The sequence below is a fragment of the Vagococcus fluvialis genome, from assembly GCF_048815235.1.
In the GTDB taxonomy this organism is placed as follows: Bacteria; Bacillota; Bacilli; order Lactobacillales; family Vagococcaceae; genus Vagococcus.
On the sequence record NZ_JBMEAO010000011.1, the window covers coordinates 26,564 to 50,185 of the forward strand.

Annotated in this window: 19 protein-coding genes; 5 read left to right on the forward strand and 14 right to left on the reverse strand. The window is 31.6% G+C overall.

The features are described 5' to 3' along the window. Window positions 1–202: 202 nt before the first annotated feature. The 11 genes from ACODH8_RS08335 to ACODH8_RS08385 form a co-directional block, all read right to left on the reverse strand. Window positions 203–2,575, reverse strand: a complete 2,373-nt coding sequence (locus ACODH8_RS08335; protein ID WP_420504936.1) for a GW dipeptide domain-containing protein — start codon at window positions 2,573–2,575, stop codon at window positions 203–205. Between the two features lie 31 nt (window positions 2,576–2,606). Continuing rightward, on the reverse strand, window positions 2,607–5,012 hold the full coding sequence (locus tag ACODH8_RS08340) for a GW dipeptide domain-containing protein (RefSeq protein WP_420504935.1): 2,406 nt from the start codon (window positions 5,010–5,012) through the stop codon (window positions 2,607–2,609). A gap of 174 nt (window positions 5,013–5,186) precedes the next feature. Then, window positions 5,187–6,140, reverse strand: coding sequence for an NAD-dependent epimerase/dehydratase family protein (locus ACODH8_RS08345; protein ID WP_332465211.1), 954 nt, complete (start codon window positions 6,138–6,140; stop codon window positions 5,187–5,189). A gap of 20 nt (window positions 6,141–6,160) precedes the next feature. After that, the gene (locus tag ACODH8_RS08350; RefSeq protein WP_420504934.1) at window positions 6,161–8,920 is read right to left on the reverse strand and encodes a bifunctional glycosyltransferase/CDP-glycerol:glycerophosphate glycerophosphotransferase; all 2,760 of its coding nucleotides are present in this window, start codon (window positions 8,918–8,920) and stop codon (window positions 6,161–6,163) included. After that, entirely contained in the window at window positions 8,907–10,229 is a 1,323-nt protein-coding gene (locus ACODH8_RS08355) for a glycosyltransferase family A protein (protein ID WP_420504933.1), read from the reverse strand. The genes ACODH8_RS08350 and ACODH8_RS08355 overlap by 14 nt, the downstream gene beginning before the upstream one ends. A 31-nt stretch (window positions 10,230–10,260) precedes the next feature. Beyond that, entirely contained in the window at window positions 10,261–11,430 is a 1,170-nt protein-coding gene (locus tag ACODH8_RS08360) for a CDP-glycerol glycerophosphotransferase family protein (protein ID WP_420517669.1), read from the reverse strand. 23 nt (window positions 11,431–11,453) lie between these two features. Next, a complete protein-coding gene (locus ACODH8_RS08365) occupies window positions 11,454–12,272 on the reverse strand; it encodes an ABC transporter permease (RefSeq protein ID WP_332465207.1) in 819 nt (272 codons plus the stop codon). Between the two features lie 20 nt (window positions 12,273–12,292). After that, window positions 12,293–13,033: a WecB/TagA/CpsF family glycosyltransferase gene (locus ACODH8_RS08370; protein ID WP_420504930.1), complete on the reverse strand. Its 741-nt coding sequence runs from the start codon at window positions 13,031–13,033 to the stop codon at window positions 12,293–12,295. 2 nt (window positions 13,034–13,035) lie between these two features. Then, a complete protein-coding gene (locus ACODH8_RS08375; RefSeq protein WP_420517670.1) occupies window positions 13,036–14,121 on the reverse strand; it encodes a CDP-glycerol glycerophosphotransferase family protein in 1,086 nt (361 codons plus the stop codon). Between the two features lie 19 nt (window positions 14,122–14,140). Then, on the reverse strand, window positions 14,141–15,172 hold the full coding sequence (locus tag ACODH8_RS08380; protein WP_420504966.1) for an ABC transporter ATP-binding protein: 1,032 nt from the start codon (window positions 15,170–15,172) through the stop codon (window positions 14,141–14,143). Between the two features lie 203 nt (window positions 15,173–15,375). Next, window positions 15,376–16,524, reverse strand: coding sequence for an LCP family protein (locus tag ACODH8_RS08385; RefSeq protein WP_332465204.1), 1,149 nt, complete (start codon window positions 16,522–16,524; stop codon window positions 15,376–15,378). A 176-nt stretch (window positions 16,525–16,700) separates the two neighbouring features. On the opposite strand from ACODH8_RS08385, the gene ACODH8_RS08390 reads away from it, so the two are divergent. The 3 genes from ACODH8_RS08390 (at window position 16,701) to ACODH8_RS08400 (ending at window position 19,067) form a co-directional block, all read left to right on the forward strand. Continuing rightward, complete coding sequence (locus tag ACODH8_RS08390; RefSeq protein ID WP_420504928.1) at window positions 16,701–17,849, forward strand: glycosyltransferase family 4 protein; 1,149 nt, start codon at window positions 16,701–16,703, stop codon at window positions 17,847–17,849. Between the two features lie 105 nt (window positions 17,850–17,954). After that, window positions 17,955–18,581 (forward strand): NAD(P)H-dependent oxidoreductase, encoded by a 627-nt coding sequence (locus ACODH8_RS08395; RefSeq protein WP_420504926.1) that lies wholly within the window; start codon window positions 17,955–17,957, stop codon window positions 18,579–18,581. Window positions 18,582–18,596: 15 nt separating this feature from the next. Further along, window positions 18,597–19,067 carry a MarR family winged helix-turn-helix transcriptional regulator gene (locus ACODH8_RS08400; protein ID WP_420517671.1) on the forward strand — a complete coding sequence of 157 codons (471 nt, stop codon included), beginning with the start codon at window positions 18,597–18,599 and terminating at the stop codon, window positions 19,065–19,067. A gap of 19 nt (window positions 19,068–19,086) precedes the next feature. On the opposite strand, the gene ACODH8_RS08405 is transcribed toward ACODH8_RS08400, so the two are convergent. Both ACODH8_RS08405 and map read right to left on the reverse strand, forming a co-directional pair. Beyond that, window positions 19,087–20,019, reverse strand: coding sequence for a YihY/virulence factor BrkB family protein (locus ACODH8_RS08405; RefSeq protein WP_420517672.1), 933 nt, complete (start codon window positions 20,017–20,019; stop codon window positions 19,087–19,089). A gap of 15 nt (window positions 20,020–20,034) precedes the next feature. Beyond that, complete coding sequence (gene map, locus ACODH8_RS08410; RefSeq protein WP_332465200.1) at window positions 20,035–20,784, reverse strand: type I methionyl aminopeptidase; 750 nt, start codon at window positions 20,782–20,784, stop codon at window positions 20,035–20,037. A 151-nt stretch (window positions 20,785–20,935) separates the two neighbouring features. Here map and ACODH8_RS08415 point away from each other — a divergent pair, with 151 nt between their 5' ends. Then, the gene (locus tag ACODH8_RS08415; protein ID WP_332465199.1) at window positions 20,936–21,385 is read left to right on the forward strand and encodes a flavodoxin; all 450 of its coding nucleotides are present in this window, start codon (window positions 20,936–20,938) and stop codon (window positions 21,383–21,385) included. A gap of 142 nt (window positions 21,386–21,527) precedes the next feature. Here ACODH8_RS08415 and ACODH8_RS08420 read toward each other — a convergent pair whose 3' ends face one another. Continuing rightward, window positions 21,528–22,097: a TetR/AcrR family transcriptional regulator gene (locus ACODH8_RS08420; protein ID WP_420517673.1), complete on the reverse strand. Its 570-nt coding sequence runs from the start codon at window positions 22,095–22,097 to the stop codon at window positions 21,528–21,530. Window positions 22,098–22,337: 240 nt separating this feature from the next. Between ACODH8_RS08420 and ACODH8_RS08425 the strand changes: the two genes are divergently transcribed. Beyond that, on the forward strand, window positions 22,338–23,576 hold the full coding sequence (locus tag ACODH8_RS08425; protein WP_420517674.1) for an aminopeptidase: 1,239 nt from the start codon (window positions 22,338–22,340) through the stop codon (window positions 23,574–23,576). Window positions 23,577–23,622: the final 46 nt, after the last annotated feature.

Genomic DNA, 23,622 nt, shown 5'->3' on the forward strand with positions numbered 1-23,622 from the left:
TCATATTTAACATGATACTATCTTAAAAGTAGTAAGTTTTAGTTATTTATATTTTTGTGTACTTTGATTATTATAGCATTTTTCAAATTAAAAAACACTCAGAATTACATTTTTACAGCTATTATAATAAACAAAATATTTTTTATGTTTATTTACATGTTTTTTATCAATATGTCCCTTAATTTAAGTGGTAATGATAAAATTACATTTTAAACAACATAATTTTACTAAAACGCGTTCCTGAATAGATATGAGAAATATTGTTTCCTGGTCCTGTTGAGTGCCAAATACGATTTTCTCTTGGATTATTACCCCAGAAGTAACCTAAATGACAATCAAAATAAGGATCTGTATAGACAGGTTCGAAGTAAATTATATCACCTTTACTTGCTTGACCACTGTTCAATAAAGCACTTATTGAACCAAATTCATAATATGAGGTATTTTGCATTAAAGCATCTCGCCAGTTATAACCATTTCCAATTCCACCCCAAGCATTTGCAACATTAGTAATTCGGTTCATATCACCACCGACTTTTTTAAGTGGATAGGCTACAAATCCTGTACAATTCATTCCTGGGCCAAATCCTGGTTTGATATCTCCGTTAGGACTCATAATTCCATTCGAATTGTAAGGTGAAGATGACAATGATTTATATGGAGTTCCCAAATAGTAATTAGTATGCTCTTGAGAGGTTAGTTCTCTTAGTAATTTATCTTTGCTTGTTCCTAGATACTCTGCAACACCTGGTTGAACTCTCACAGCACGATAATCTACCCAACCTGCCCCGCTAACATAATAAGTTTTGACACCTTGTGATGTTTCAACATAGCGAGTTAGATTTACCATTTTATTTTTTTTATGGAATTGATTAAGAGTACCTAAGTATTTCGCTCCTTCTGTTCCATAAGGTTTTGAATAAACTGAGTAACCCGCATCAATTACTTTGGCACGCTCAAGTTTAATGATTTCTTTAGTAATGACAGTTCTGTCTGTTAACGCTCTTGTATCTACCCAGCCAATTCCTTCTACAAAGTAGACTTTTACGCCTTCACTTGTTTCAGCATAGCTCGTCACTTTAACTTGACTATTTTTAGCTTTAAACTGACCTAAACTTCCCTTTCGCTTAAAGTTTTCAACATTATAAGGTTCTGTATAAACTGAGTAACCCGGATCTAAAACAGACATTTGTTTATTCATTGCATTTTGTTTACTAATAGTCGCAAATTCTCCAAAGGCTCTTGTGTCTACCCACCCGACTCCTTCTACAAAATAAACTTCTACACCTTCACTTGTCTTCACATAACTAGTTATCTTAGCCGCACTTGTAACTGGTTTAAACTGTCCTAAACTTCCCTTATACATATAATCAACAGTATTATAAGGTTGACTATATACTGAATAACCTCCATCTGTTACTTTTAACGTTTGGTTCATATTGGTTTTTGTGGCTATTTCAGCAAAATCATCAAAAGCATTGATGTGAACATATCCAACATCTTTTACCAAATAAACGGTTGCACCTTCACTAGTTTCAACATACTTAGTTAATTCAACTGTTCCGTTTGAGCCTTTTAATTCTTTAAGGCTTCCTTTTCTAATTGAAAAAGGTGTGTTACTTGGCTCTGAAAAGACTGAATAACCGCCATCAACGATTCTCATTTTTTTAGAAATGACTTCCTCATGCGTAATTGTAGCAAACTCTGTAAAAGCATTAGTACTTACCCAGCCAATATTCTCTACTAAGTAGACTTTTACGCCTTCACTTGTTTCAGCATACTTAGTGATTTTGGCTGTTGTATTAGGATGTAACTCCCTTAAAGTTCCTTCTCGTTTAGCATTGGCAGTGTTACTCGGCTGTGAAAAGACCGAGTAACCACCATCCTTAATATTCATATATTTTGATAATTCTTCTTCGTAAGTTATCGTTGCAAATTCTGTAAAAGCATTAGTATTAACCCAACCTAAACCTTCAACTAAATAAACTTTTACATCATCACTAGTCTCTACATACTTTATAATACGAGCTGTATCATTTAGCTTAAATTTATTAGCAACTGTCCCTTTATATTCAGCCCCTTTGGTATTATATGGTTCTGAATAGACTGAATAACCAGTGTCTGTTACTTTTAATAGCTCATCTTTTACTTCTTCGTGAATAATTTGAGCAAAGTTTTCTTCCTCAGATGTTATTTCTTCCTCTTCTTCAGAAATAGAATCTATTACTAATTCCTCTTTCAGCGCATCTTCCACTAACCAACCTAAGTCTTTGATATGATAATAAACTTTATTTTCTGCTAAATTAATATATTTTTGATCAACGTCAAAAATAGCATCTAACTCTAATTTAGTTGGAAGTATATTTTCCTCATTAAAGTCTAGTTCTTTATAAACAGAATAATCAGTGTCAACAACTCTCATCTGTTGATTAATTTCTTCAACTTCTAGATTAGGACTTAATACCTCGTCAAAACTAGTTGTACTACTTGTCGTTTCACTAGCTTTTACAGGATATGAAGCTAATAAAAGAGCACTGAAACTTAAAGCAAAAACATTTAACATTTTCTTTTTCATCTCTAAACCCTCCATCTATAGACTAATCATTTTATTCAGCACTTGAAATTGAAGCTTGTGTTTCATTACTTTCATGAATTTCTGCTTCAGTTTGTTCTGTTATCTTTTCTTGTGTTTCAAAAGTCATTTCACTAGTTTCTTCTATACTAGTTGATTCTTCAGTCATGATATTTTCTAATACAGGTAACTCTTTTTCAAAAGCTCTGATATCTACCCAACCTATACCATAAACATGATAAACTTTGACATTAGCACTTGTCTCAACATATTCTGTCACAACGACCTTAGTTCCTGTTGATTCAAATTTAGATAATGCTCCCTTAAATTCTGCACCAGCTGTGCCGTATGGTTCGCTGTAAACTGAGTAACCTGCATCTTTAATCGTAACCGTCATTTCATGATCATATATTTCTTTTCGAGTGATTGTATCGAGTTCTTCTAAAGCTCTAATATCTACCCAACCTACACCAGTAATATAGTAAACATTTACATCAGCACTTGTTTTTGCGAATTTAGTTACTTCAACAACACTATCTTTTTTATAAAAATTAGACAAAGCACCTTTACGAGTTGCGTTTAACGTACCGTATGGTTCTGTGTATACTGAATAACCTGCATCTTTGACTTTAAATAATTTATCTGTGTACTCTTCTTGTTCAACTACTTGATCAACTTCACTAAACGCTCGTGTATCTATCCAACCTGTTCCATTAATATAATAGACTTTCACACCTTCACTTGTTTCTGCATATTTTGAAACAACTACATGGCTGCCATTTTTATGGAATTGATTTAAACTTCCTTTTCTTTCAGAGTTCGGCGTATTGTATGGTGTTGTATAAACTGAGTAGCCGCCATCTCTCACTTGTAGAGTTTGATTCATTGGTGTTTCACTTGTAATAGTTGCAAATTCTGAAAAGGCTCTTGTATCTACCCAACCAACATTTTTGACTTGATAGACTTTAACACCTTCACTTGTTTCAGCGTAACCAATAATATTAACTGATGAGTTTGTATTATGATATTTGCTTAGTGCTCCTTGATGAGTCGCTCCTTTAGTGCCATATGGTTTACTATAAACTGAATAGCCACTATCTTTGACTTTCATTGTTTGGTTAAGGGGTTGATTTTGAATAATATCAGCAGGTGTTCTTAACGCCTGAGTATTAACCCAACCAATTGACTCAATATAGTAAGTTTTAACCTTTTCAGAAGTTTCTACATATCTTGTAACTCTCACTTCATCATTAACTTTTACTTTACTATTTAATACTCCTAGATAAGTACTGTACTCAGTGCCATAAGGTGCACTATAAATCGAATAACCAGCATCTTTGACTTTAAAGATTTCATTCATTTTTTCATCAACTACAATGTCAGCTGGCATTTGGAAAGCACGATAATCAACATAAAGTCCGTTATCAATTTGATAAGCTCTTACATTTTCATTTGTTTTAACTAATTTAGTTAGTTTTACAGTATCTCCCACATTATGTGCTGCACTTACAGGTTTCACATAAGTCGAACCTGGCGTATTGTAAGGTAATGTGTACATTGAATAACTGTTGTTAACAATCTTTCTTGTTTGATCTAAATCGGTTTCTTCAATAACTTTCGCATTTTGTTTATTATTACGCTGAATCTCATTATATTTAATATTTATTAATTCAATAAATTCATCCATTGTGTATCCCCATTGAGCAAAATAACCAATTGGGTCTACATGGTTTGTTCCACCTAAAAACATAGATACTGAATAATGGCTTATAACTGTTCCAACACCGTCTTTTTCAGCACTAATAACAGGTAGTCCCCACTCAAATAATTGCTTGGCAATCCAAAACGCATCATTATTTACTGAACGAGCAAATTTATCAAAAGTATTTTCTTCAACTAATTCAATATGCATGTAATATGGATTAGCTTTTGGTCCAGCTCCCCACGCAAGATATTCTGTTGGTGCTGTTTCAATAACTTTACGATTATCTGTAAAAGCATGAACAAAAGCATTATGTTGATTATTAAACATAAAATTTACTTCACCTTCAATAGTAGAACCAGGATTCGCTGTTTCATGAACAACTACTCCAATTGGACGATTATGTTTATAGTTAGATACATAGGTAGAACCATATCTAGAATCTCGTACAATTGGAGGATTAGAAAATTTATTTTTTAAGATATAAGCATTTACATTTTCAAATGACGCTCTTTGTTTGAAACCAAATGGAGCTACTGGGCCGTACTCAACTTCTTGCTTTCTCTCACCTAACCCATCAGCTCCTACTGCTTTTTCTAAATCTTCTTGAGTTAAATCACTGACTAACTCATCTGGTATTTTTAGTAATTCAGTTACATCTTCTGCGTAAGATATGTTAGTTAGTCCTAAAGACAGCATAGCTAGAACTAAAACACTAATTCTCTTTTTCTTTTTCAATTGTTTATTCTCCTCATCACTCTTTTTTATCCTATTACATTTTAACATAGATTAATTACAATACTCATCTTCTTTTTTTATTTAATAAATAACCTAATAAATATAAAAATCTTCAAAAAAATAAAAAAAATAAAAATAAAGAGGTTAACCTTATGGCCAACCTCTTCATTTTGATTAAATTAAGTTTAAACTAACTAAATACTCTCTTAAACCTTCATTCACTGTATATTTTGACTTAAATCCTAAACCTAATAAACGTTCTACATTTGCTACTGAACGCTTAATATCGCCTTCACGTTCTGCTTCTTTTATAATTTCAACTTCTGTTTCTAGAATAGAAGAAACACCTGAAATTAAGTCGTTCAATGTTGTTTCTTTCCCATTTCCAACATTAAAGACTTCACCTAAAGAATTTTCTGAGTTGGCTACTGTTTGAAGAGCATTTACCACATCTTTAACATAGATAAAATCTCTAGATTGCATGCCATCTCCAAACAATGTAAAGGTTGAAGATTCCCCTTTGATTTTTCTTTCAAAACGATCTACAACAATTGAAATAACACCTGAATAAGGTGATGCTGGGTTTTGATTAGGTCCAAAAACGTTAAAGAATCTTACGGCACTTGTTGGAACACCGTATAAGTTATTATATGCTAAAACAAATTTTTCAGAGGCAAACTTGTCGATTGCATAAGGTGTTAAAGGTTTAATAACCGAAAACTCTTCCTTTGGTAACGTTTCTTCATCACCATATACTGCAGCTGATGAAGCGAATACCAATCTCTTTAAGTTTCTATTTTCCATTTGTCTTAAACACTCTAAAATGTTTAATGTTGCTGTAAAGTTAACCTCATGAGTTTCAATTGGTCTCTCAATTGAGTCAGCTACGCTAGCTACAGCTGCTAGATGATAAATATAGTCAAAGTTTTCTTTCACCAACAGATCATCCATAAATTCTTTATTTAAGATATTTTCCTCAATAAATCTAACATTTGATAAGGTAGCAATATTTGCCACTGCCCCCATGCTTAAATCATCAACTACAATAATTTCATTACCTTCGTTTAATTCTTTGGCTAAGTTAGAACCGATAAATCCAGCTCCACCAGTGATTAATATTTTTGACATTTTTTATCCTCCTTGTTAGCTTATTTTTTTTTTGATTCTTTTATAAGATTTTGAATTTCTTCTAATATTGCTTCATTGCTATTATTAACTTTATAAATAAAGTCTTCCGCAATATTTCTTTGAACTTCTGGTGATAATTGACAACCATTATCCAATGTTTTAATAACCTCTGTAACAGCATCGTCTACTTGATTTACTGCTCTTCCAAGTCTTTCATCTAAGATATTTAAGTAACCATGTTTGTAATGCTTACTATAAAATTCTTCGTAGTCAAAAGGTGTAAATACAACTGGTTTTCTCATATATAAGAAATCATAGAATACAGATGAATAATCTGTAATTAACAGGTCAGATGTGATTAATAATTTTTGGACACTTTCTTGTCCATTTGGAATTATTTTCACACGATCAGAAGTTACTTTAAATAAGTTTAATTTGTCATTTAACTCATAATGTAAGTAAACTTTTAAAGTGACATTGTTTTCTTCTAGGTAAGCAACTAGACGGTCATCATTCATTAAGTCATTATAAAAATTATAATACGCAGTTTGAACAAAATCTTTATTTGAAATACCGACATCATTTTTTAAGTATGATTTTTTAGCGAAATCATCACGCCATGTTGGCATTAATAAAATAACTTTTTCTTCATTAAACTTCTCAATATGAGGTGTTAAACGATCATATCTTGTAAAACCAGTTCGTAACATATTTTCAGGTTGGTAACCTGCTTTTTCAATAAAAAAGTTTTCTTCATTTTTATTTGAGACTACTACTTTATCGTTACCTACTCTTGGTTTACTTAATCCCCAAGAAACATCATTGTAAGAGATACCATGTTGTAAGAACAATCGTTTATAGTTTAGCAAATCTCCAAATAAACGGTAATAGGCTGATTTAGTATATGATGTTGGAATCATATACGTGTCAATATCATAAGCATTGACTAAAACATTAGCATTTAATAAATACATATAGTGTTTTAAGGAATCAATTTCAATGACATTTTTTTTATTTTTTATTTTTTTGTAAGCTTCTGTTTTTTTGTCTATTAAATAATAGATAGGTAAATTGGGATGCTTCTCAGAAACATAATCAAATAAAACAGACGAGTTATCTTGATAGGTATCGGTTCTTTCTGCTATCAACACAATATCTTTATGTTTTAAGAATGGTCTTGATGCCCAATACATTAAACGCATTTTAGCACCGACTTGAAGTTCCGTTTTAGATTTAAATATCTTTTCCATATTATATTTAAATGTTTCAATTTTAGAACTCTTAGTAATATTAAATCTGACAAAGTTAGATCCACCAAAAGTTGTGAAACGAACTCTTCTTCCGTTTCCTAAATCACGGAAACCCTGACGTTTATTTAAGTATGGGCCACCTGACACTTTAGAAACCATTTTATCTCCAGAGTATAAATCTCTTACTTCTGAGATAACTGTGTACTCAGCCAATTCATTTTTAATTTTATCATATGGAATTTCAAGCTTAATTCCCCAATAAAACTCATCTTTAGTTAATACTTTTTTATCAAAGCGTTTATAATAAGTTGCTTTTAAAGGTATTGTATTTTCTCCAGTATTTAGTTTAAAGTTAACACGATTACCAAGCTCATCATCTGGGTAATACATATTTGAGTTTAGTTGTCCTAATAACTCAATATGGTTATCTTTAAATTCCAACTCTTCTACCATAAAATTATAAGTAAATTCAACTGGGTATTTATTATCAAAATATGTACTTGCTTTATTTTTTAATATATTAACTCCTGGATCTGTCACTCTTGGATTTAAGAATAACTCAAAATCATTGATTAACAATGATATTAACAAAATTCGTTTAATTCCAGTATCTAAATAACGTTCCTCTACAACTTGAGGTATTCCTGCAAACAGTTTTTTTAAACGTTCAAATAAGTCCTTCTTTTCCTCAATAGTGAAAAGAGATGAACTTGGAATACGAATTAAAAAACCAGTATAAGTTCTAACTATAAAATTATAAATCATGTGAGTTAATTCTTCTGAACTGTTTTCATCTAAAATTTCTTTGATATGCTCATTGACGGTTAAATGGTCAAGATAAGATTTTTTACGTTGGAATATTCCATCCATAATTGAGCTGTTGTCTTCTCTTTCACGATATAAATAAACAACTTTATCGCAGATACCTATTTTTTTCACTTTTAACATCATCGGGATAATGGCATAGGCATCTTCAAAATGTAACCCTTCTGGGAACATAACATCATGCTCTAAAAACGAAGATACTCTAAAAATTTTATTACATGCAGATGGAGCTGATAGTATTTCTGGATTATTAGATAAATCATCCATAATAAAATCCCCGTAACCAAAGCTAAACTTCCATAGATATTTAGGTGTTTTAACTGGGAACATTTCTAAATCACCCATAACGATTTCTAATTCAGGATCAGATTTAATCATACCTAATAAATTAGCAACTGCATCATGAGGTAACAAATCATCTGAATCTAAGAACATAACAAAATCTGTATCAACATACTTCATACCGTAGTTTCTTGCAGAAGATAGTCCTCCATTTTGTTTTTCATAATAAAAAATGTTGTCATATTTATCTGCATAAGATTTAGCTATCTCTCCACTTTTATCAGGAGAACCATCATTAATTAATAGCACCTTACTTTTTTTGAATTCTGTTTGTTTAATGACTGAGTCAATACACTCAGCTAAATAATCCTCTACATTGTATATTGGTATAATTATCGATACCTGATAATTAATTTTTTCCAAAAGTAAAACCTCCTAAATATTTACCAATTCCAAGTCGTCTTGAAAAGACCACTTCATTAGTTTTTACTGCTATATTCATAATTGTACCCAAATAATATTTAGGCATTGTTTGTCTCAACATAACGAAGTTAGTAATTTTATCTAGTCCGTATTGATTTAAGTGATCTGTAACCTTAACATGTCGTTTAAATCCTAATAAAAAAGAATAAGTAATTGTTATATCAGTAACTTCTTCTTTAGAAGCTACTGAAACATATAATTCGTAATGCTGTTTATGTTCAATAATGATTTTATTATTCTTTTCTACAAAGGAGTCATGCATTATCAATTTATTTGGACTGCCATTTTTTTTACTATATAGATACCAATAAACATCATTGAACTTAGTTTCAATTGGTTCTATTAAAACTTCGTTTTCAATTTCTTTTAACGATTCATTTACTAACTCATCAAAATTTGTTTGATGAGTTAGTAGAAATTCTGATACAACTTCTTTATTTTTTTCAATAAAAAAAAGTTTCAGATGGTAAGAAATTAAATACTGGAAATATCTTTGAACATAACCAGATTTAACTTTACTCTTCTTAAACAATAAAAGATACCCTTCTGTAAATAATTCATCATATCTGGCTGAAGTTTGCCAAGATGTATTTACAAGAGAGTCATTTTCTTCTTTTCGGTAGTAATACATTCCTTTGGCAATTAAACCATATTGTTGTGTTTTTAAGATAATCGTATTCAAAAATAAGGCGTCTTCCCAAAAGGATAGTTTTTCTGAAAATTTCATTTTTTCAGACTCTAATAATCTTTTACTAACGAATGAACCACCTATATTATAGTGAAGAAACGTTGGGTTATCTTCTATATTAATAACTGACAACTCTTTTTTAAAGCGCCAATTAAGAGAATGTTCTTTATTATCTATCCCAAAATACTGAATTGGCGTAACAGCTATTTTGATATCTGGATGATTCTCAAAAAAATTGATACTTTCTTCAAAATAAGACTCACTTACTTTATCGTCTGAATCAATAAAAGAAATCCACTTAGATTCGGTTGAAATTTTGGATAAACCATAATTCCTTGCTCTAGAAACACCACTGTTTTCAATAGAGTAATATTTAAATAATTCAGGTGCTTCATTTACATATTGTTTAGCAATCTGCTCTGTCATATCAATACTACCATCATTTACGATGATAACTTCGATTAATTTTAACACATCTTTATTAGATTGCTCTTTAATACTATTTAAACACTCCTTTAAATATTTCTCAGAGTTATAGCAAGGAATTACAACACTTATCATTTTTTCCATCCTTTATAAAGTTAACTTATTTTTATTTCTTAGTTATAATATCAGCAACTTGCTGACAAGCAGTTCCTTTTTCAAAATCATTAAAATCAGTTTTAAATTGAACTAATTTCTCTTCGTTGATTCTATTTGAACCTTTCAAGAATGAAGAAATGTAATTGAATAGTTCTTTTTCTCTCACTACAATTGGCCAAGGTAATCTATCTTTTACATCAAAATACATTCCTCGTGTAACATCTTCATACTCTTTTTTATCAAACATATAAAATAAAATCGGTTGATTTCTAAGAGCGTAATCAAAGAAACTACTAGAATAATCAGTTATTAGTAAATCAGAAACTAAAAGTAACTCTCTCATATCTGGGTAAGTTGAGACATCAAGTACCTTACCATCGAATTGACTGAAATCTAAACTCTCAGAAACTAAATAATGCATTCTTATTAACAGAACTGCATCTTCACCAAATTTTTTAGTAAAATCTGTAATTGAAAAAGGTAACTCAAATTTATATGATCCTTGTTTATAAAATTGATTATCTCGCCAAGTCGGTGCATATAAAATAATTTTTTTGGATGCGTCAATTTTTAGTTTTTCCCTTAAATATTCTGTATCAGTTATATTAAGCAGATCATCATTTCTAGGATATCCTGATTCTAACATTGTATTAGGGAAGTTAAACGCTCTTTTAAAAATTTGACTTGAGTAAGAGTTAGCACTAATCAGATAATCCCATCTTGCTGTTTCTTTAGAAAAATTATTGCGGTACTCTGTTGTAGAAATGCCTGGCATTTTGACATTTTCAATATCCAATCCTAATTTTTTTAAAGGCGTTCCATGCCAAGTTTGAATGTAAGTTGTTTTTTTACTCTTAATCATCCAATCTGGCATCCTTGTATTAATCACCCAATGTTTTGAACTCCCCATTAGATACATACCTTGTAAGGTTAAACGATGAACGTAAGGAACATCCTCTTCAATAAAGATACTTTCAAACCCTTTTTTAACTCCCCAAATTAATTCATATTCAGGATGATTTTTTTTCATATACTCATAAATAGCACGAGGACTATCACTATATTGTTTACCATGAAAACTTTCAAAGTAAATTCTGTTATCTTTTACAAACCAACCTGATACCTTATAAACTATTTGGCAGATTATATGAAAGATCTTTATCGCTATTTTTTTTACCATTAGTCTCTTCCTTATTTTCTTAATTAAATAAAATCAACAAATCTTGTTCTAAATTTCATATGTAGATGTGAACCAACTATTAATAATAATGATACAACTAACCAAAAGAACATTGTATGAGTTCCTTTTTCCCAGAACCATTGTTTAGATAAGAAAGTATCTCTAAATCCACTGATAATATAATACATTGGATTTAATTGTAATATTTTAGTAAATGTTTGCATTCCTTGGAATTGAGTCATTGTTTCAATATCCCAAATAGCTCCAGAGAAATAAAATAATAATCTAAGAATTGATTGAAGCATAATATGATAATCTCTTACCAAAACAGTAATAGTTGCATTTAAAATACCAAATGCAAATAAGAAGATAATCATACAAGCAAAATAATAGAAAAACTGTAACCAATAAATAGTAACAGGTACATCATAATAAAATAGCATACCAATCAATAATAGCATCATTGCACGATAACTAACAAAGTTACTCGACATGTTGATAGATGGCAAAATACTCACTGGAAATTTCATTTTTGAAACCATTCCAATTTGTGCATAAATACTATTAGATGTTCCTAAAATTGAGCTGTTGATGAAGAACCATGGAACTAACCCCATTAACATCCACGCAATAAATGGCACACCTTCCATTTCTCTTCCTTGGTTTACAACTAAACCAAATACAACATAATAAATTCCAATCTGAATAGCAGGATTTAAAAACTGCCAAATAAGTCCTAAATAATGACTTTGATATGTTGACTTCTCTTCATATTTTGAAATACGACGAATGATTCCGAAGTTATTTACTTGTTCTAACAATATTGTTTTTACATCGTTCACTTTAAATTACCTCTCAACTTTTATTGTTTATTGTTTTTCAAATTCCAATGTAAAGCTCGCACAACAAACTGCGGAATTTGAAGAATTCGATACATTCTCTTTGGATTGCTTAATGAGCGATACACCCACTCTAAATTTAATTTAATCCAAAAATCAGGTGCTCTTTTGACATAGCCACTAAAGACATCTAAACTGCCTCCGACTGTTTGAAAAACATGACAATTTAATTGATCCATGTTTTTACTTAGCCATTCTTCTTGCTTTGGAGAACCAAGAGCAACAAATAGTATTTCAGCTTCAGAGTTATTAATGTTCTTAATCATCTCTTGATCACTATATTTGGTATAACCGTCTAAGTATCCACCAACTACTATTCCAGGGTACGATTTAGAAATGTTAGTAACAGCTTGTTCTAAAACTTTTTTACTTGCACCGTAGAAATAAACCACTTCATTTTCTTTATCTGCATACTCCAACACACGAGTCATAATATCAATACCTGCAATTCGCTTCTTGATATTTCCTTTGGACCACTTTGATATTTTCACAACACCTATGCCATCAGGAAAACGATGTGTAGAATTCACTAAAAAATTTCTCACGTTTGCATTTTTTTCTGAAACTAAAAGAATTTGTGGATTGATACTCGTTAGAGTCATTTTTTTCTTCTCTTTTATATAGACTGGTAATTGATTAATAATCTCATCTTCTGAAATCAAATCAATTGGAACACCCAAAATTGTTTCTGTCTTACTAGACAATATTAATCACCTAACTTTTTCAAATATCTGATAAGCCTCTCACTTGATTGACCATTGTTGAATGTATTCCACTGTTTGTTAAAATCAGAAAAATCCATATAGTCATCTTTCTTAATTGCTTCAATGATTGACTCTGTTGTATAACAAATTTCTCCTGGTAAACTTTCTTTTACCCCAGATTGGATGCCCGTTACTTTTTGGTACTCTTCTTCATCATACCAATAAAAAAGCAACTTTCCTTTGTCATGTATTAACGAATAGTCAAAAGCAACTGACGAATAATCAGTAATCAGTATATCTGCAGTAGCAATTAACTCTTCTGTCGTTTCAATCGGCTGCCATTTTACAAAATCTGAATTATCTTGATTTTGAACTAACTCTTCAATATGAGGATGAACTTTAATTAACAACTCATATTCTTTAGCAAATTCGTTTTCTAAAGAATTAATTTCTAAAGGAAATAAGGTTTGCTGATTTTCTCTATAAGTGGGTAAATAAACAATTCTTTTCTTGTTTTTGATTTCTTTAAGTTGCAAATCGAATAAAGAATCCGTTCTTGGAAAACCCAAATGAAGCATTTGATTTTCTTTTGCCCCATAACAATTCATAAAAACCTCACCCATTTTAGGTGATGCTACAACATAATAATCAAGCGAGTGATACACTGACAAGAACCGCCTTTTATCCTGCTCACTTTTACTATCATATTGTTTATCTAACATACCAAAGTTTTTTATCGCACCAGTGGCATGCCAAATTTGGAAAATATATCTATCCTCTGCTTTTTTTACAGCACCTAGCAACGGAAAGTAATTATCACATATAGTTATTTGACTTCGTGTAATGTCTTGAACTCCTTTAAGCAATCCTGAAAATGTGGACAGATTCTTAAAGATTACTTCTTTGCGCTGACTAATAAATTCATCAGTCAATTGACTTGTCTTTGAGTAATACACAATTACATCAAATTCTTTACTCAGTTCATCCAAAAGATACGTATTATTATTAGGAAAACTCATTAAAAAAACAACTTGTTTTTTTGTTTTACTTTTTACAAAGATAGATGACCACATTTGTAAAAATGACATATAACCACTTTTTAATAAACTAGTTATCAAATCCATCATTTACCTTTGCTGTTAAATGGTTATCTTGACTCTTTTGAACTTGTTCAATTTTCACATCATCACTTGCAAAGAATGATTTAAAGGATTTATTTTTGACACTAATAGTTCCTAAAAATCCCATTGAAATAATAATAAGCACTAATAATGCTTTAGTAAAAATTGACATCTTACCAATCTTAGGTCCTTTAATCACTTCAGGTGAATGACCTTTAGCTTCTGCTGATTCCTTTAATTTATCTAAATTAAAGTCTTTTTGCTGTTTTTTATAATCGTCCTGATATTTCTTTTTCTCAGCTGCTGATTGCGTTCTAAACCAACTAATAAATTCATTGTAATGTTTTACTACTTCTTCTGTTTCACCGTATTCTCTTAAGTCTCCATAATGAATCCAAGCTACCTTATCACATAGTGATTGGATTTGGGGCAATGAGTGGGATACAAAGAAAATTGTTTTTCCTTGCTCTTTAAATTGGAAGATACGCTCCACACATTTTTGGTAGAAAGTATCATCACCTACTGATAATGCCTCATCTATTATTAGGACATCTGGATTGTGATGGACTGCAATAGCAAATCCCAAACGTGACCTCATACCACTTGAATAGTTTTTTACTGGCTGGTCGATAAAATCTCCTAAATCAGCAAAGGCTTTAATATCATCTAACATGTCATCAATTTCTTCATTAGTAAAGCCACTCATTAAACATTTTAAACGAATATTTTCAAGACCTGTTAATTGTGGTTTTAATCCAGCTCCGATGGCAATAATCGAAGTTTCACCATTAATTGTCATTTGGCCTGTTGTTTGTGGAATAATCCCTGCTAAGATATTTGATAATGTTGATTTACCAGAACCATTAATTCCAATTAAACCAACTGCTTCTCCAGAATAAACCTTTAAATCGATTCCTTTTAATCCCCAAAAATGAGGGATATTCTTACCAGAAAACCTGAATAAAGATTTTACTTTATCTGATTTCTTTTTATAAAGATCAAATTCTTTTGTAATCATTTTAAGTTCAACTTTTACATTTTCTTCTTGTTTCAAAATTGTCTCATCCTATCTTTCTTTCATTGAAACCTCATAGAGATTTTACACTAATTTTCACTTTTTTTCAAAATTCTCTGATATTTTTATAAGATTCTTAGTCTTTAATATGCATCAAAAGGGAGAAAAACAAACCAACTTGCTTCCTCCCTTTTGTCTTTTTAATTTTAATTTATGTAGGCCATTCCATCATTTGGAAATGTTCGTGGATCTACAATACCATTTGTTTCAAATTTAAAACCAGGCTTATCTCGCTCATCCTCTTCGTCTAATCCTAATGACAAGCGTAATTTATGAGAGATGTACTCTACACTATCTTGATGTAAACCAACCATACTAATTGCTTCTCCGTAAGGTGCATAATCATAACTCATCCAAGAAAAAGCATATGAATTAAACTTATAATCTTTCGTTAAACCAGATTGAGCCACTGATAAAATTTTATTAGAAGGCATGTCTGTTTTAATATGGCCATCTAAAGCTTCTAAGATACGTTTGTATTTGGTAATTGTTCCAATGTCCATCGCTTTCTTAGCAATAGCTTCCAATACTTGTTGCTGACGTTTACCACGTTCGATATCGTTATCAACGTATCTCGTTCTAGCAAAAGCAAGAGCTTCTTCACCATTTAAGTTGTGACGCCCTTCTTTTAATTCAACTACTTTTTTCCCTTTAGCGTTTTGCTCCGTTAAAGTAAATGGCACGTCAATTTCAACACCACCTAATGCATCTACTATGTCTTCAAAGGCTTTAAAATCTGCTGTCGCATAATAATTAATTGGCACATTTAGTAACTTCTCCACTGAGTCTATCGTGGAATCAATACCACCATAAGCAAATGCAGAGTTGATTTTATCTTTTCCTGTATAGTCCTCTGAAACAATATCTGTATACGTATCACGAGGTATGCTGACAATATTAACTAACTCATCTAATGGGTTAATCGTTAAAAGAAGCATTGAGTCTGTTCTAGCACTCCCTAGTTCTCTCTCACTATTGTCATCCAATCCTAAAATTAATATAGATATAGGATCTTTCTGAACATCAATATTATCGTTTTCAGCATTTGCAGATTTTCTTGGGGCATATGAATTATTTAAAAAGTCATTCGTATCCATTAGACCTTTTACAAAATATACAATACCTGACAAAATCGCTACTAGTACAACAATCGTTACTGTTTTGCCTACAACACCTAAGACTGAATTACTTTTCTTTTGTTTGTTTCTTCTTTTTTTACGGTTATTCAGCTGACTATAGCTTTCTTCATTAGTTACATCTGATTCTGTTTTATTATGTTCTTTATTTCTATCCAATGTCAAAACTCCTACGTTTTCAATTATCTTTGCTAGTATAACATAGTGAATCTTTCAAAAATAGTAAATATCCATTTTTTTAATGACTTTAAAGAATTCCTTAATAAGTTTGGCGTTGTTTGGTACATTCAATTCGTGTATAATGTTCAATGAATTACGAAAGTAGGTAAAATATTATGGATTTCATTTTAAAAGTAGCTTTTCGTTTATTTTTAACAATGATCCTAGCTTTTTTAATAACTCCTTTAATAAAGAAATTAGCCTTAAAAATAGGCGCTGTAGATAAACCTAATTCAAGAAGGGTAAATAAAGTATCTATGCCAACGGCTGGTGGCTTAGCAATCTATATTGCCTTTTCTATATCAGTTTTATTCTTTTTTCCTGATTTAATTCCATTTAAATATGCACTACATCTAGTTGTTTCATCTGGAATAGTCGTTATAACAGGATTAATTGATGATATTTTTGAATTAAAGCCAAAACAAAAACTTATTGGAGTCCTTCTAGCTGCACTCTATGTCTGTTTTGTTTTTGACATAACCGTCAGTACAATTAGCTTACCTCATATTGGTGCTATTCCTTTAGAGTGGCTTAGTTATCCATTTACAATATTGTGGATTTTAGCCTTAACTAATGCGATTAACTTAGTTGATGGTTTAGATGGTCTAGCTTCTGGTATTTCTATCATCGCTTTAGGGACAATTGGTATTGTGGGGTACGTTGCTTCAGCAACTGGCGCCGTTAAACTACAAGTTCCTTTAACTATTTTTATTTTATTAATGAGTGTGTTAGGATTTTTCCCATTCAACTTTTATCCCGCAAAAATTTTCTTAGGGGATACTGGGGCCTTGTTACTTGGATTTTTAATTTCTGTTTTATCCATTCAAGGGTTAAAAAATGCCACTTTAATCACATTGATTACACCTTTAATTATTTTAGGTGTGCCAATCACAGATACAATTTTTGCAATGATTCGTCGTTGGTTAAACAATCGACCAATTTCATCAGCTGATAAGATGCATTTACATCACCGATTACTTTCTTTAGGATTTACTCATCGTGGTGCTGTTTTAACCATCTATTCATTAGCTATGATTTTTTCAATGATTGCACTGCTTTATATGTTTACTAACACCATAGCTACGATTCTTTTAACTATTGCTTGTTTATTTGGTCTTCAAATATTCATTGAATTAATTGGATTAACTGGCGTTGATAAACAACCCTTATTAGATTCATTTAAGTTTATAGGAAATAAAGCATATCGTGAACAAGTATTAAAAGAGAGAAAACAAAAAAAAGAAAACAAAAAGACTAAACAATAGTGTTAGTCTTTTTTATTTTCTTTCATATTTTGTTGACAAGTAAACAAAATATAGCTATTGTTTAGCTATTATTAATTGAGAGCAATTCTCACTAAGGAGGATTTTATGGCTAAATTACTACTAATACAAGCTCACCCTAAAACTAATCAATTTTCCTACTCTCTTGAAGTAGCAAAACATTTTATGAATACCTATCAACAAGAACACCCAACAGATACTATTACCGTTAGAGATGTTTTTACAGATGAAGTTCCACCTATCAATGATTTAACTCTTGATGCTTGGCTAAAAGTGAAAAAAGCGGATACCCACACTTTAAGTTCTGAGCAACAACACTTAATAGATAAACATGATACTTGGTTGGAAGAATTTATTAATCATGATAAATATGTATTTGTTAACCCTATGTACAATCACTTTATTCCTGCTGAAATGAAACAATACATCGATTTAGTTTCGGTAGCGAGAAAAACATTTAAGTACACTGAAAATGGCCTAGTTGGTCTATTAAAAGGAAAAAAATCTTTACATATTCAAGCAGCTGGCGGTTATTATCAACCTGACATTAAAGTTGACTTAGGGTCTCAATATTTAAATGACACCATGCTTCGTTTCGGCGTGACACCTATTGAAAGTATTTATATTGAAGGTATGAGTGAAACACCTGAGAAGGCAACGGACATTCTAAATGCGGCAATAAGTAAAGCAACAACACTCGCAGCAACTTTTTAAAGGACGTGGACACACATGGAACAAACAGAACATACAATTATGGAAACTATGACCTTTTTAAGATACGGTGATCCTCTTGAAAGAAACCAACAGTGGCTACTCAATCAAATTGAATCAGTTGAACTACAAGAAACAGCTAAGAAACTTTCTATTTTAAGTATTCAGGTATTAATTGAAATAGCTAAAGACTTAAATCAAAACGCAACAGATATCGCCAATACTTTGAATGTGACACGAGGCGGTGTTTCTCGTATCGCTAAAAGACTTATTCAAGAAGACTTAATTAAAGAAATTCGAAAAAAAGAAAATTTAAAAGAAGTGAATTATCGGTTAACGCCTAAGGGACAGGCTATTTATAAAGTACAAATCAATTTAATTGAAAAAATTAATAATGAGCATCTCAAAATTATTCATTCCTTTTCCAAAGAAGAACAACTAACCATTGCCAAGTATTTAAAACAAGTTAGTCAATTATCGATTGAATAACAAAAGACGAGACGAACTCTTATGAGTCCGTCTCGTCTTTTTCTTTTTGTTCTCTTGCATTCATTTTAGATTCGATGTAATCCCCTAAAACACTTCTCTTAGAACAGATATCTCCATATACTAATTTTTCAATAGTGACATTAATTACCCCACCAACAATGATTAAAGTCGATGCAATGTTTAGCCATAAGATAAAGAAGATAAAACTTCCAATCACCCCGTAGCTATTAATTCGTTTTGAAAAATAACTAATGTAAATACTGTAAAATTGAGTAACTGTCATCCAGCTAATCGTGGTAAAAATAGCACCTGGCAAAATCGTTCTAAAATGTACTTTCGCACTGGGGACAAAATAATATAACATAATCAAAATTACTAATAAGACAGCAGATGTTAATGGCCATCTTAACGTTTTAAAGGTTACTAAAATTTCTTCTGGTAAACCAAAAATCGGTAAGACATATTCAAGGATCGTTTGACCAAATCCCATGATTAATAATAGGAAAAAAATACTTAGAATTAGTAAAAATACCATCAAGAATGAAAACAATCTTCTTAAGAATTGGAGTTTTTCTTTTTGAACTCCGTAAGCTTTATCCAAACTAATTCGAATCCCGTTGATCCCTTTACTTACTGCCCAGAAAGTACCTAAAGCAGAAATAGATAATAATCCACCACTACTTGTGGTCAGTAAACTTGTAATAGTTTCACTTAAGGTTGTATAAACTTTTTCTGGTAACAATTCTTGAATATAAGGTAAAACATTTTCAGTGTTTAAATTTAAAAAGGGTAAAATATTTCCCAAGGCAATTAGCAAGGGAAAAAAGGATAGAAGTAAATAATAAGTGATAACTATCGCATAAATATTTACTTCGGCCTGTTGAAAAGTCTCTATAAAAATTTTAAAAGACTCTTTCCAATCGGGCCTTTTTTCTTCTTGCTTTGCTTGCATCTCTTTACTCCTTTATTAGTCTTGTAACGTTAAGATTTTTGGACCTTCTTTTGTGATAGCTAATGTATGCTCATATTGACAAGATAATCCACCGTCTTTTGTACGAGCTGTCCAACCATTGTTGTCCATCTTCATTTGCCAAGTACCAGTATTTACCATTGGTTCAATAGTAATAACCATACCTTCCTTCAGGCGTAATCCTTTACCTTTTTCCCCGTAATGAGGAACTTGTGGTGCTTCGTGAATCGTTGGTCCAATACCGTGACCGATGAAATCTCTTACAACTGATAGGTTTTCACCTTCTACATAAGTTTGGATAGCATGACCAATGTCACCAATACGATTGCCTACTTGTGCTTGCTCAATTCCTAAGTACAATGCTTTTTCAGTTACTTCCATTAAACGGTCAATCTCTGGAGTTGATTTTCCAACTACATATGACCAACAAGAGTCACTCATAGCCCCTTTATACTCAACACACATATCAACTTTTATTAAATCTCCATCTTTTAAAACTTCTTTTCTCGGGAAGCCGTGACAAATTTCGTCATTAATACTACAACAAGTTGCATATTTATAGCCTTCAAAACCAATTTGAGCGGCAATAGCATCATTTTTCTTAATGATATCGTGAACGAATAATTCAATATCCCAACTTGTAATTCCTGGTTTAATAAAATCGCGTAATGCGCGATGAACACTTGCTAAGACAGCTCCTGAATCAGCCATCATTTCAATTTCTCTAGGTGATTTTAATGTAATCATATTTATATTTCCCCACTTTCTCTTAAATAGCACTCCTATTTTAGCACAATGCTCTAGTTACAACAAATTATCTCTAATCAAAATCCATTGAAAATTTTGAGTTATTTGATATAATTTTCATAGTCTATCGACTTATGAAGGGAGCTTTTTTATGACTGTTGCTAAAATTGTCTACGCAAGCCTCACTGGTAATACAGAAGAAATTGCGGATATTGTTGCAGAAAGCTTGGAAGAACAAGGTATTGAAGTAGAAGTTAACGAGTGTACTCAAGTAGATGCTGAGGATTTTTTAGAGGCTGATATTTGTATTGTTGCCTCTTATACATATGATGATTTTGAGTTACCTGATGAAATTATTGATTTTCATGAGGAGCTATTAGAACTTGATTTAACTGGAAAAGTTTATGGCGTTGTTGGTAGTGGCGATACTTTCTACGAGTACTTCTGTCAAGTAGTTGATCAATTCGATAAGGCTTTTGCCTCAACAGGTGCTACTAAGGGAGCTGACTCTGTTAAAATCGAATTAGCTGCTGAAGAAGATGATATTGTTTCTTTAGAAAATTTCACTCAACAATTAATTGACGCTCATAGTAAATTATAAATAATAAGCAACAAAAAAAGCCTACCTAGTGAGGCTTTTTTGTTTTTATTATAACTTATTCGACTTTTTAGTTATATATATATTAACAAACGCTCATATATATGCATCATTAATTGAACATTATTATTCCTAAAATTTATTATTACATTGTAATAGTAAAGTTTGGATTGTTCTTTAATGACTTGTTTACTAATTTAACAATTTGAACCATTTCTTCCTCAGTTGCATTCATACGACCACTTGTAGCTAATGAAGCTAATCCTGTTGCTGTAATCCAGTTTCCTAAAAATGCTGTGTGCAGCGTTTCTTCGTTCATACCTTCATACTCAGGACGTCCTTTAGCTCGATCTAAAAACATCTCAAAACCAAATTCATTTAATAACTTACCATCAGCATGATCTTCTACAAATAATGCTCTAAATAACATTTTTTCTTTCTTAGCAAACGCTACATAGTTTAAAGTTAAATCAATGATTGTGTCACCTGAAATTTCCTTACTAAAAATTTCATCTCTAAGATACGTTTCTACTTCTTGGAAAAAAGCTTCACGTAACTCATCCATGTTTTTAAATTCTAAATAAATCGGTTGTGTCGAGCTTTTCATCTTGCTGGCAATATTTCGTGCTGTGAAACCTGAGAAACCTTCTGTGGAGACCACTTCATGAGCTGCATTTAAAATGTGCTCGCGTGTAATTGTTTTCCGTCTAGCCATCTAGATCCACCTTCCTTTTTTATCCACAATATTTATAATAAAAAAACTTTTTTGTTCTTCTATTTACAAGTAATTGTATCATGATTTTTAGATAATACAAATTATTTTATGATATTTTTGTAATTTTTTAAGTTTTTTTTCATACTTTAAAGTCTAATCTCCTAATTTTGTCTTCATTGCTATAATAGGCTTCTTATGCTAGTATTTAAACAAATAACTTTTAATTAGGAGGAAATATACATGGTGTTACCAAATTTTGATTCGTTATTAAAAAAATACGCTCAGTTAATTACTGAGGTAGGTGTGAATGTCCAAAAATCACACACAGTTGTTGTTCAAATTCAAGTAGAGCAAGCTCCACTAGCTCGTCATATCGTTAAGGAAGCTTACAAATTAGGGGCTAAACAAGTTATTGTTCAGTGGACTGATGATATTGTAAGTCGTGAAACGTTTATTCATGCTGACGATAGCGTTCTTTCAAACGTTCCAGAATCTAAAATTGCTGAAATGAATGAATGGGTTGAAGCTGGTGCAAGCCGTATTAGCGTTGTTTCTCAAAATCCTGACGCTTATGCCGGTGTTGACAATGACCGCTTATCTACTTACCAATTAGCAATGGGTAAAGCAATGATGCCTCTTCGCCAAGCAACGCAATCTAACAAAGTAAGTTGGTTAGTAGTTGCTGCAGCAGGGGCCGACTGGGCTAAAAAAGTTTTCCCAGAAGTTGAAGCTGGTGAAAAACAAGTTGATGCTTTATGGGATGCTATTTTTAAAGCTACTCGTATGTATGAAGCTGACCCTGTTGCTACATGGTACGCTCATGACGCTTTATTAACTAGTAAAGCTGATGAATTAAATGCTGAACAATTTGATTCACTACACTATACTGCTCCAGGAACTGATTTAGTAATTGGTTTACCTGAAAATCACAACTGGGAAGGTGCTGGAAGCATTAACGCTCGTGGTGAACGATTTATCGCTAACATGCCAACTGAGGAAGTTTTTACAGCTCCAGACAACCGTCGTATTGATGGTGTTGTTACTAGTACCAAACCATTAAGTTACTCAGGAAACACAATTGAGAACATGACTTTCACTTTTAAAGATGGAAAAGTAATTGATGTAAAAGCTGAGCAAGGTGAAGAAGTTTTACGTAAATTATTAGAAACTGACGAAGGTGCTAAAAGTTTAGGTGAAGTGGCTCTTGTTCCAGATAGCTCTCCTATCTCACAATCAGGTATCACTTTCTACAACACATTATTTGATGAAAATGCTTCTAACCATTTAGCACTTGGTTCAGCTTATGCCTTTAGTTTACAAGGTGGAACTGAAATGAGTGAAGAAGAATTAAAAGCGGCTGGATTAAATCGCAGCCAAACACATGTTGACTTCATGATTGGTTCAAAAGAAATGAATGTTGACGGAATCAAAAAAGACGGTTCTATCGTTCCTATCTTTAGAAACGGTGAATGGGCATAAATCTGTTTGAAATATAAAAACTCATGAAATCAATTGTCTAAAAACA